Below are 11,128 nucleotides of genomic sequence, written 5' to 3'. Positions count from 1 at the left end.
CGATTATATGAGGCGGTTGAACTCATTAACAAGCGGCCCATGAAATTACATCATTATCAAACACCATTGGAAGTTTTTACGGATGCGTTCGAATTAAACTTGTAATCTGCCTATTAGTAGAATTTTTTGCCATAGCTATTCTTCTTCCTCGAAACATTTAAACATCCTTAAAAATATTTAACGACTATGCTTCTGATTATAATCTTTATTGCGAATAATTCAATTTTGAGACAATGGTAACAAAAGAGGACTAACAATCTAATTGTTAGTCCTCTCGATAATGAATAGGAATTTCTTGGACACTACGTTGTTCCTGATAAATGACACTCGGTTGCACATCTCGATTGACAACCGTTCCGGCAGCAATAATCGCCTTCGATCCGATTGTCACGCCCTTTAAAATTGTCACGTTCGATCCGATCCAAACACCGTCACCAATCGTAATCGAATCCGTTTTAAAAGTGTCTGGCTGAACACCCTCATATTTTTTACCAAAAGCGTGGTTATGATCATAGATTTTCACGTTTTCACCGATTAGCACATGGTTGCCAATCGTCACCAACTCGCGCGCATTAATTGACACATCATTATTAAAAAAAACGTAATCACCAATGTTAATTTTGCCACCGGCATCAGCTCGCAAGTTCAATCGTTTCCGAAACCGTAGCTTTCGGCCAACAACGAGACCATGCGGATGACTGATTTTAAAAATCGAAATTTTAATTTTCATCATTAGGACCTGGAAAAGGCTAGAAAATTTGTTGAGCATAGTATTCTCCCTTTACTTGACAACCATGACTGTCTTTTATTTCAAATTAGATTATCGATGATTTTTGACAGTTTCGGTGAAAACAAACCTTTTTATATGGCCTCCGGCCATCAATTTTTTCATTTTCAATTGTTGCCTGCCGGACAAGTTTTAACAACTGATTTTCAGGAGCAAACTTTCTAGCAAAAAAATTTTCTGATTGCAATAGTTCTTGCACTTCCTGCTGGGTACTAATCATCTTTGGCGAATTTCCCATAAAACTAATAAATCGGTAATTTCGGTTATAGTAGGTAAAACGTTGAGTATTATTAACTAAAAAAGTTGCCTTATAAATTTCATCTGGCACCAGCGCTTGCCGATAAACTGTTTGTAGCTCGGATTTTTGTAGCAATAATGCATTGACAAATTCGTTGGTCATACTCGCCCATTGTGAGGCATAAGCAAGCTTATTTTCCAAAATAAATGATTGCTGATTTTTGATATGTAATCCCTTTTGGCAAAGCAAGTAGGCTTTTTGTAAAACCCAAAAGAAATTATGCTTCTTGCCAATACTTTCAACTAATGGATAACGGTAGGTCACGCAGTCAATTGCCACCGGTGAATCAATCGCCCTAATTTCAAAAAATTGTGTATCTTGACTTTTAAAAAAATCATAAATAACGTCTGCACTTTTAATGGCTAAGTCTTGGCCACTAAGTAAATGAAAATAATGGTAATGGCCACTATGAAATGCACAATTCATTAAATCTAGCTCGGCCCTCATAACTGAAGGCGCAGCCCATGTGACACTTTGTGTCGAAATAATGCTTAAATGCGTATTCCGCACTAAACCTTGAAGCTCCTGTGCTAACGAAGCCGTGTAAAATTTTCGATCAAAGTGAATAAAAATATCGAACAGTGTTGAGTCAAATTGCTGAATTAAGGTTTTTAAAACATCATCCGCCTGGTGCGCTAGGATTAAAATTGCCTGTTTTTCACTATTTACCATTTTTTTACCTCTCTTAGGAAAAACTACTGAAAGAACTACTCACCAAATCACCTTTAAATTTATCCCTGGAAAAACGTTCGGATGTTAATTATCACATTGGCTCTAAATAACCACAGTAACAATGCATAACTCAGCACCCCAACCACTACTTCAATAACAATTGCCAAAATCGTTGTTGGCAGCCACAGGTCCAAGCAGTAAACAATTCCTGCCATTAAAAGACCAGCGATGATAAGTTTATAAAATTCAAAGAAAAAAACCTGTCGAATATGTAGCTGCTTTCGAATACAAAACATCAAGTAAGATACGACCAAGCCTTCACTAAGTAAAGTTGCGTAAACGGTCCCGTAGACACCAAAATTTAGAATCAAAAAATAATTAAAAATAATATTGCTCAAAGCACCGATGACCGTCGACCACATATACTCCCGTGTCATATCAGCCGGAATCAAATACTGACTCGTAATCGCTACGCTCCATGAAGTAATCATAATTGCCGGGCTCTCAATAATCATTAACTTGGCCACCATCCCATAACCTGGTCCAAAGAAGATTGGGACAAACTTTGTCGTTACAATCATCAACCCCAATGCTAAGGGAATGGCTACCGCGTTAATAATTTCAAACGCCTCTTGCATGTACCGTTCAACACTACTAACCTTTTTTTCGGCAATCAAGTGTGAAATTCTTGGTGATAAGGCAGTCGAAATGGCCGACACCATAGTCATCCCCAATCGAACGATACTATCAGCTGAACTAAAAAAGCCGACCGCCGTGACCGTATCCATCATCCCTAAAATCGTCTTATTCGCAACCAGATACAATTGCATGCCGATTTGTGGAACAAACAGGAGCAATGCGGGCAAAAAATGTTTTTGTACATTTAACTGGCCAAAAGGAATCCTCTTCACCTCTTTTTTTAAAAATGGAACAAGCGCGGCATTCCCGGCCAATGAAGAACCACTGGTAATGATGATATAAATGAGCGTGTCAGTTGCATGCCTAACAAAGATAAAAATCAGCACGAGCGAAGCCAGTTTAATCAAAACATTCCGTGTCACGCTTTTTTGAAAGTCTTCGATGCCAACAAAGTACCAAGACATATCAAACATGACTGCGATCAATGATAAAGCCTGTGCCACCATTAGTACTCGCAAGTTTCCGGCAAAGGGTAAATACAACAGCAGCAAGAGACATGCCACGGCCGTCGTGAACACTTTTAGAATCGTAATTTCCCAAAAGACCTGCGATCTTTTTTCAAAATCTTCTCGAACATAAGCAATTTGGCGGCTACCATAAGCATCAATTCCCAAATTAGCCAGCAAAACGAAATACGAAATGATGGAATTAGTATAGGCATACACCCCTAGTCCATGAGGCCCCAAAACACGCGAAATATAAGGCATCGTAACCAAAGGGACAATGATTAGTAATACCTGATAACCCATATTATAAAGATAATTTTTGATCACTTTCATCTAATACATCCACTCTAGCTAAACAACCATATTCCATCATCCATACAGTCAAGCCAATTAAACATTTAAAAAACCACTCTATTGAGGTGAACCTAGGCAATCCCGGTTCAAATAAACATACGATTCAATTTTGTTATCATCACTAGGTACTTCACCATTCGCTCCGGTGGCAACAACGGTACTTTAACTAATTTTTCTTTTTTAAAAATCGAAAGAATTTCCAAAAACTGGGAACGTGCAAATTGGTAATCACTACTGCCAATCTTTTTTAACTTACGAACGCCAGCAAAGCGATAAGCCAAAATTAATGACCAATGTAAACTCACTAATTTTTCATCGTAAACGTGGTGACGATTTAAGAAATCAATTAAATATTGTTGATTACTATAAGAACAATCAAATTCATCGCCATGAAAACTCGTGGTGGCAGTTCCTTCGCCATAAATCATGTATCGATAAGTGACGACATCCGTTAACGAGATGGAATCAATTAAATCAAAATATTGCATATTAAACAAAAAGTCTTCGCCCATTCGCAATTTGGAAAATTTTAACCGATTCTTCTTTAAAATACTGGCGTCATAGACTTTATTAAAAACTGAAAACAACAATTCACTATTGTATAGATTAGAAAAATTTTTCAAAAAATCAGCATATGTATAATCAATGCTTTTCCATTGATAGTGACTAATCAACTGGTTGCCATTTGCATTAATTAAGTCAAAAGCCATAATCCCTAAATCGAATCCTTGAATCGTTTTTAATCCTTCAGCAACAAAATTCGACATAATTTGATCGTCAGGATCAACAAACATTAAGTAGCGGCCACGTGCATGATTCATCCCTGTGTTTCGAGCACTACCAACGCCCTGGTTATGCTGATAAATATACTGATAAGTTAATTCATGACGATCAATCTGTTGAATAGCAGCCCGGGGATTATCCGTCGAACCATCATCAACAAAGACCACCTCAAAATCCTTTGTCGTTTGCTGGTAAAATTGTTGGATTAAAGAAGGTAAAAATGTCGCATTATTATAGATTGGTACAATCACTGTTATCATCGTTTTTCCTCCATCCGCAAACGAATACTAATTTTATTATATAAATTAGAACCATTATTATCACTTATTTTCTCTTAAAAAAAGATGATAACGAATTTTTCGCACAAATACGGGAGAATACGACGTTAGCAGTGAACCCAAAATAGAAATTTGGTACTCCTTTTGCGAAATATACCCTTTTTTCAATAATCCTTTACGAAAAGCAATATAACGCTGAACATAATCTTGACCGCCCCTTCGTTGGTACATCGACGACGGCGCTCGCATCAAAACTAAATTATCGGCAATGTTTTCGGCTATTTGACCCTGTTCAAGCATTCGTACAAAAAGGTCATAGTCCTCAAAATGCTGAATATCAGCATAATTTCCGGCGTCAATCACCGCCTGCTTGCGATACATCACACTGGGATGGTTAAAAGGTGATCTCATTTTAGAGAATTGGCAAATATCACTAGCCTGACTAGGTACATTCCGATAAGACTGAATTTCATAATCTTCATTAAACTCAGCAACATTGCTACCAACAATGTCTAATTGAAGGTTGTCCCGAAATCGCTTGAGCTCTTCCTCAAAACGACGGGCGGTTGAAATATCGTCGGCATCAACACGAGCAATAATTTCAAACTTGGCTAGTAAGATACCCCTTGCAGCCGTATACCCCAAACCATGATTTTTTGGATTGGCAACACAGTGCGCAACATTTGGATATTTTTTTGTCAAAAACGCTAAAAAATCAGCCATTCTATCGGCTACAGGGCCATCCTCCATGATCAAAATTTCGGACGGCTTGACTGTGTTTTTAAAAATACTTTTGATAGCGATGATAAAATTTTCCAAATCGTCGCGAATGTACACGGGCAGCAAAACGGTAAAATCTGCTGCCTGTGCCTGGTATTCTTGTTCACTTGGCCATAAATAGTTTTCAACTTGATTAACAAATTCTTTGATATCGACACTCATAAAAGTTTATTCCCCTCAATCAAATTAATCGTCTTTTAAATTAACTTTGAATACCACGAACCAAATGGTTAATATTGTAAAAAAATCTCACTACTCCCACGTTGCTATGCCGTCTCAAAAAAAGACCCAAAGAACTTTTGGGGCTACTTTTATTTTTCATCCAAGAAGCTTCAAATAAATGAATCGAAATATTATGACTACCGGGGTTAACCAGCAAAGTACCAGGATAAAAGTGAATACGATTGTTAATCACCTGCTCTTGACCGTTCCATTTAATTTGCTGATAAAACATTGAAAAATAATTGGTAATCAAAATCGTATTCGCATACTCTCTCATTCGACTGACATCGAAAGTCAAGTCTTCATAAATTGTCTTTAGCATATCCAAAATAATCGGATTTCCTTTTTCACTCCCAATAATTGAACTAGCAATAATCAGCTCTTTTTCGAAAGTTAAGAAAAAGTGATTATCTAATAAAGTATCGAAACTTTGATACGCTACCATATCAGTGTCTAAATAAATGCCACCGTCATGATATAGTGCGTAAAGCCGAATATAGTCTGAAACAAATGCATACTTTTTATCTCGGTATGCCTGTGAAACAAATGGATTCAAGTTCACATTAAAATTCTCTTCATTCCACTCTTTCAATTGGTAATCAGGATTGTACTTTTTCCATGTTTGAATATTTTTGATAACACTAGCCGGCTTTTCATGATTACCAAGCCAAACATAATGAATTATTTTTTCAATCATCGACAAGCCTTCTTTCTCACATGAAATACGGCGTGATTTTTAACCAATCTGGACGATAAATCAGAACAACCACAAAATATAAAACACAAATTGCACCAAGTAAAACATTTAATAGTTTCCTCAATTGTTCATCCTGCAGTTTAGCAATAGCGTTTGGAACCAAAATAATCTGTGCAAACAAGAAGACCATCGCCATTCGATCAAAACCATTAAAGACAAACGAAATGGTATACACACAAATAGCCAATAACAGCATCCACCGATTTGTATTAACGGATTCTTCATGGCTTTTATCCATCGAGGCAACAATTAATAGTAATAACGACAAAGCAATATTCATAATCAACGCGGTTTTTACACTCAAAGCCCCAACATTGTTGGAATAATAAGAATACGACGGAATATATTTAAGAATAAATGTAAAAATTTTAGTAAAAGAAAGCGCCACCAGCATTGATCCAACAACAGCAACAGTGGCTTTCTTGGCAGTAAACCGATAACGCTTTAAAACGAGAACCAGCAAGAACAAAATTGCCGATCGATGGAACAAAAAGGCGATAAAGATCCATACAAATGGTGGCCACCAGCGATAGCTATTGTTCAACGACACCACTGCCAGCATCAGAAATCCCACTGCCATCGACTCCCTCATAGCACTCATCGACTGTGGAAAATAAGTCAATGTAAAAAAGATTAAGAATGACAGGGTTGGATTCAGCGACTCTTTTTTAATATAAATAGCCAAAGGAACATACATAACTACCGCTGATGATAGTAGTAAAAACCTCGGATTATCAGTAAAGTCTGCAGACAATTTTACAAAATCCAAAAAACCAATCTCAAACCGTCCCGAAAAAAGATTCGATAACGAACTATCCCAATAACGGCCGTTGACAATACCATTAAAGAGGTCCACATAACTACCAGTGTCAGTCCCTAACAAGAGTGGCCTCAAACCAACAAGCAAAATTAGGCTCAGTGTAATCACCATCAGGTATGTATTTCGTAATCGATTTTGAATAAATGAAAGCAGACTGATTTCACCAATTACTAATAAATAAACGCCCATATATCATCCCCAAAATTTCTGTTATTCATTCACGCTAAATACATTTTTTCCCACCTTGCTATTGAACTTTCAATCAGGAAACCTGCTTGTAAAAAGCAACTGCGAACCTGGTCGTCGCTTACTCTGCTTGATGGTGTTAAAATTGCTTTCACCCACTGTTCAATATTCTTTTCTTTTAGCTGGATTGGAAGAAAAGCAGTCTTTGTAATTTTCAATTGTTGGGAAATCGTATCCGCAACGACAATTGGCAACCCATTTGCTTGCGCCTCAATTCCAACCATTGGTAACCCCTCGAATAATGAAGGTAAAACGAATAAATCCATCGCCGAATAATAATCTTTAATCGAAGGCGTACTATCCAAAATAATAACGTGACTAGATAGACCAGCTTTTTGAACTACTTGTTTGAAGAAATCCTTTTCAGGTCCATCGCCAATAAATAGAAAATAAAAATGTTGGTTTTGCTTGATAACTCTAGCCATTACCGGAATTAAGAAGAGCTGATTTTTTTGCTTAGCAAAACGACCAACGTGACCAATTAAAAAATCATGATTATTAAGCCCTAATCTGATTCGAACGTCATGGCGCTTTTTAAAATTAAAAGCAAACTTCGTTTGATCAATCGCATTCGGAATAAACTCAAAATGGTTGCTTAAAAATAGCTTTCTGCCGGCTTCATTTGAGACGGCAATATTCCGATTTGAATAAAAATAAATTGGTAAAGAAAAAAGCCGATTTCTTGGAATTTTCCATTTCGTTTCACTCATAACTGTCGCATGACTATGAACGATTAACTTCTTAACGCCATACTTTTTCAAAAGATCAAAGGTCATACCAAATTCAGATAGTTGATGATAATGAACAATCTCATAGGAATAACGGTTAAAAATTTGATTAATTAATTTCCGGGCAGCAATGATTCCGCCGTCATGTAGCACATATACACGCCCACCCAAAGCTTTAATTTCATCAATGTATTCATTTTCTTGATCTTGCTGATCATCCTCAGTACCAGCAAAATCAAATTGAATTGCCTCTCGGTCTATATGGCGGTATATATTCATAACAACCGTCATTCGACCATTGTTCCTTGAAAGACCACCTGGTAATTGCAAAATTCTAATCATTTTGACACCACTTTTACTATGCTAATCGATGCTGACGATAACCGACAGTGATTGGTAAAAGAATAAAATCTCTTTACGAATACCGTTACATCTTGCGAGCAAAACAACATTTTCAAACTTTTCGATACCACTAATTCAAACATGTGAATGAATAATTGAGTCCGACGGATGCGCAATCGATTTTGAATCTTCCGTTACCGCTGTATCTTTTGAATGAATTGTTTGCTCTGGTAAATCATCTTGTTGTACATCCTGTTGAACAAGCTCAAATGTTTTATAAACATTGTCTCGTCTGAAGACCGAAACGATGGTTTGAAAAAATAACTTAAAGTCATTTTCAAATGAAATTGAACGTGCGTAAAGCCCATCGTAAGCCGCTTTTTCTTTATCGCTTATATTATTGCGACCGTTAACCTGAGCTAATCCCGAAATGCCTGGTAAAACCTGGTCACCACCGTTCAGTTTTCTCAAATCAACAACAAGTCGATCTGCATTTGATAGAGGTCGTGGTCCAATAAAGGCCATATCACCTTTAATAATATTGATTAACTGTGGCAGTTCATCAATCGATGTCTTTCGTAAAAATTTGCCAAAGGGAGTTACATAATTTTCAATGTCGGTAAATTCAGAGTTGGCTTTGTCCGGGGCATCAATGACCATTGTTCTAAATTTGTAAAGTTTGAATGGCTTAGAATTTTTGCCATAGCGTTCTTGAACGAATAATACGGGGCCTTTTGATGTTAACTTAACAATGAAACCAACAATTAGAAGTGGTACGAACAAAACAATTTCCATTGCAATTGCTAAAACTAAACCAAAAATTCTTTTTAGAATACTTTTATATACCATCATTCTCTCCTATCCCTTGTTAATCAAGAATCCCTTATAACTCTCCCCCACAGGCTAAATAATTTACTTTAAACGTGACACACGACTAGTCTCAATATGCTTCTTTTCTCTTTTTGACATTTCCTGCATCCAGAAATACACGAATGAACCACCTCCCAACACGGCACCAAAAACCAGGATGTAGAACGTACTTTTCGAGGATTCCACTTGGTTATCACTCTGCGCACGATCAATTATTGAAACGTTATTCATATTCATCATGCTGGATAATTTATTTTGAAATTCCTTTGCTATCGCATTGGCAACTTCTGTCGACTGATTAGCGCTTTTTGACTTAACATTAATTGCAAAAACTTGTGAACCGGAATTGGTTGTTACCGAGACCATACTGCGAATCGTCGGCACCGAAAGATTGCTATCGACATCTTCGGTTACCGGTTTCAAAACATCGGTAGAAACAATTAAATCTTTATAAGTGGTAATCAGATTAATATCTTGCTGCTTATCGGATGAAGTCTTGTTTTTATCATCAACCAGTAACGTGGTCGTTGATGTAAATGATGGCTTGACAAAATAACTCGAAAAGCCAAAACCAATGGTTAGACCGATAATTGTTAACAAAATGATCCACCAAGAACGGCGCTTCATTACGTACCAAATTTGTTCTAATTCTTTACTTTCACTCATATAGCTAATCTCTCTACTTTCTAAATTTTTTTGTACGGGAGGATTGGTTATTTACTGCTTCATTTAATTTTGATTATAATCAGCCTAATTTATCTTACTTATGTATTTTTTAATACATTTATTTATATGTAAATACATAATAATTTCATATTACAAACACAATGATTCAAATCAGTTACTTTTAATTAGAATTATTTACCCACTTTCGTGACTTTTAACGTGTTTTCTATTACAAAACAAATAATTTTATTTGGAATTTTACTAAACCAATTTACTTTAAAATAATTCTATGTTTTGTAACTTAGTAACCAACTTGTTATTTAAAATCGTTTTAAATAATTTAGATAAAAATAATTTATATTTATCATATTTTCCAACATAAATTTACATTTTTTAATTAAAAGCAAGAAAATAAAATCATAATTTTAATCCTAAATTTCTTTTTAGAAAATAGAGTAATGTTTTTATCATTTTTATTTCAATCGATTACTAACTAAATTAGCCATAAAAAACTGGTATCTTCTCTAAAATACAAAAGAAAAATCATCATTCGCGATGATTTCCGAGTTGAATTGCAAACAAAAAAAGCCATTACTTAGAAGTAATGACTTTTAAAGATATTGTTTTTCTATTCGTGCTTAAAACAATTGCTTAAAGAATTTTCCGATATTATCGAATACTGCTGAGATTGCGTGTCCAATGGCAGCCATTGCATGTCCAATAGCTTTTCCAACTGCACTAAATCCTTTGGCAATAGAACTACCAATGTTGTTAAAGAATTTACTAATTCCATGACCTGAATCAGAATTTGATTGCTTCTTTTCAACACGCGATGTAGTTGATGAATTTGACTTGTTGGTGTCCTTTTTCTCAGTACCTTTATCATTATTTGCAGCAGGAACAGCTGAGCTTGTATTCGTTTGTAGTGAACTGTTAACAGTTGATGCTGATACGTTACTACGTGGAGTTGCAATAGCTGCTTGTATTTGTGCCAGTGCCAATGGCGACTGAACCACTGGGTTAACGTTAGCCACATGTGCAGAAGCATTGCTTGCCATTCCGCCATTATTCATTACAACACCGTTGTTATTTGATGGGCTCGTTGACGTCGTGGTACCACCATTGTTATTAGTGTTGCCACTGTTGTTAGTCGTGCCACCATTGTTGGTGTTGTTGTTGCCACCGTTATCCGTTGGCGTCGTTGGCGTCGTACCGCCATTGTTGGTGTTGTTGCCACCCTTATCCGTTGGAGTCGTTGGCGTCATACCGCCATTGTTGGTGTTGTTGTTGCCACCGTTATCCGTTGGCGTCGTTGGCGTCGTACCGCCATTGTTGGTGTTGTTGCCACCCTTATCCGTTGGAGTCGTTGGCGTCGTACCA

The 11,128-nt window shown here is 36.5% G+C and carries 11 protein-coding genes and 1 pseudogene; 1 reads left to right on the top strand and 11 read right to left on the bottom strand.

All coding sequences use genetic code 11. The annotated features are described in order from the left end of the window. A pseudogene (locus tag AABI08_RS08465) lies at positions 1–105 on the top strand (IS30 family transposase); the annotation flags it as partial. Positions 106–265: 160 nt separating this feature from the next. On the opposite strand, the gene AABI08_RS08255 reads toward AABI08_RS08465, so the two are convergent. The 11 genes from AABI08_RS08255 to AABI08_RS08205 form a co-directional block, all read right to left on the bottom strand. Beyond that, the gene (locus AABI08_RS08255) at positions 266–769 is read right to left on the bottom strand and encodes an acyltransferase (RefSeq protein WP_338343027.1); all 504 of its coding nucleotides are present in this window, start codon (positions 767–769) and stop codon (positions 266–268) included. A 46-nt stretch (positions 770–815) separates the two neighbouring features. Then, positions 816–1,757, bottom strand: a complete 942-nt coding sequence (locus AABI08_RS08250) for a beta-1,6-N-acetylglucosaminyltransferase (RefSeq protein ID WP_338344705.1) — start codon at positions 1,755–1,757, stop codon at positions 816–818. Between the two features lie 59 nt (positions 1,758–1,816). Next, positions 1,817–3,235, bottom strand: coding sequence for a flippase (locus AABI08_RS08245; protein WP_338344703.1), 1,419 nt, complete (start codon positions 3,233–3,235; stop codon positions 1,817–1,819). Positions 3,236–3,342: 107 nt separating this feature from the next. Next, positions 3,343–4,299 carry a glycosyltransferase family 2 protein gene (locus tag AABI08_RS08240; RefSeq protein WP_338343030.1) on the bottom strand — a complete coding sequence of 319 codons (957 nt, stop codon included), beginning with the start codon at positions 4,297–4,299 and terminating at the stop codon, positions 3,343–3,345. Between the two features lie 60 nt (positions 4,300–4,359). Continuing rightward, positions 4,360–5,259, bottom strand: a complete 900-nt coding sequence (locus AABI08_RS08235; RefSeq protein WP_338343031.1) for a glycosyltransferase — start codon at positions 5,257–5,259, stop codon at positions 4,360–4,362. A gap of 40 nt (positions 5,260–5,299) precedes the next feature. After that, on the bottom strand, positions 5,300–6,022 hold the full coding sequence (locus AABI08_RS08230; protein WP_338343032.1) for a glycosyltransferase family 32 protein: 723 nt from the start codon (positions 6,020–6,022) through the stop codon (positions 5,300–5,302). 10 nt (positions 6,023–6,032) lie between these two features. Next, positions 6,033–7,007 carry an EpsG family protein gene (locus AABI08_RS08225; protein ID WP_338343033.1) on the bottom strand — a complete coding sequence of 325 codons (975 nt, stop codon included), beginning with the start codon at positions 7,005–7,007 and terminating at the stop codon, positions 6,033–6,035. A gap of 107 nt (positions 7,008–7,114) precedes the next feature. Continuing rightward, positions 7,115–8,212, bottom strand: a complete 1,098-nt coding sequence (locus tag AABI08_RS08220; RefSeq protein ID WP_338343034.1) for a glycosyltransferase — start codon at positions 8,210–8,212, stop codon at positions 7,115–7,117. Positions 8,213–8,347: 135 nt separating this feature from the next. Continuing rightward, entirely contained in the window at positions 8,348–9,061 is a 714-nt protein-coding gene (locus tag AABI08_RS08215; protein ID WP_338343035.1) for a sugar transferase, read from the bottom strand. Between the two features lie 63 nt (positions 9,062–9,124). Then, a complete protein-coding gene (locus AABI08_RS08210; protein ID WP_338343036.1) occupies positions 9,125–9,748 on the bottom strand; it encodes a YveK family protein in 624 nt (207 codons plus the stop codon). A 638-nt stretch (positions 9,749–10,386) separates the two neighbouring features. Then, positions 10,387–11,128: hypothetical protein (locus AABI08_RS08205; RefSeq protein ID WP_338344701.1), on the bottom strand; the 742-nt coding region annotated here is incomplete at its 5' end.

Origin of the sequence: Fructobacillus evanidus (assembly GCF_963580165.1) — a bacterium.
GTDB classification, from domain to species: domain Bacteria; phylum Bacillota; class Bacilli; order Lactobacillales; family Lactobacillaceae; genus Fructobacillus; species Fructobacillus evanidus.
Note: the sequence above shows the minus strand (reverse complement) of the source record. Positions and strands in the feature narration are given on the sequence as shown.

Coding starts and splice junctions, on each gene's coding strand:
- AABI08_RS08255 (WP_338343027.1), bottom strand. CDS start 769: ATGCTCAACAAATTTTCTAGCCTTTTCCAGGTCCTAATGATGAAAATT.
- AABI08_RS08250 (WP_338344705.1), bottom strand. CDS start 1,757: ATGGTAAATAGTGAAAAACAGGCAATTTTAATCCTAGCGCACCAGGCG.
- AABI08_RS08245 (WP_338344703.1), bottom strand. CDS start 3,235: ATGAAAGTGATCAAAAATTATCTTTATAATATGGGTTATCAGGTATTA.
- AABI08_RS08240 (WP_338343030.1), bottom strand. CDS start 4,299: ATGATAACAGTGATTGTACCAATCTATAATAATGCGACATTTTTACCT.
- AABI08_RS08235 (WP_338343031.1), bottom strand. CDS start 5,259: ATGAGTGTCGATATCAAAGAATTTGTTAATCAAGTTGAAAACTATTTA.
- AABI08_RS08225 (WP_338343033.1), bottom strand. CDS start 7,007: ATGGTGATTACACTGAGCCTAATTTTGCTTGTTGGTTTGAGGCCACTC.
- AABI08_RS08220 (WP_338343034.1), bottom strand. CDS start 8,212: ATGATTAGAATTTTGCAATTACCAGGTGGTCTTTCAAGGAACAATGGT.
- AABI08_RS08215 (WP_338343035.1), bottom strand. CDS start 9,061: ATGGTATATAAAAGTATTCTAAAAAGAATTTTTGGTTTAGTTTTAGCA.
- AABI08_RS08210 (WP_338343036.1), bottom strand. CDS start 9,748: ATGAGTGAAAGTAAAGAATTAGAACAAATTTGGTACGTAATGAAGCGC.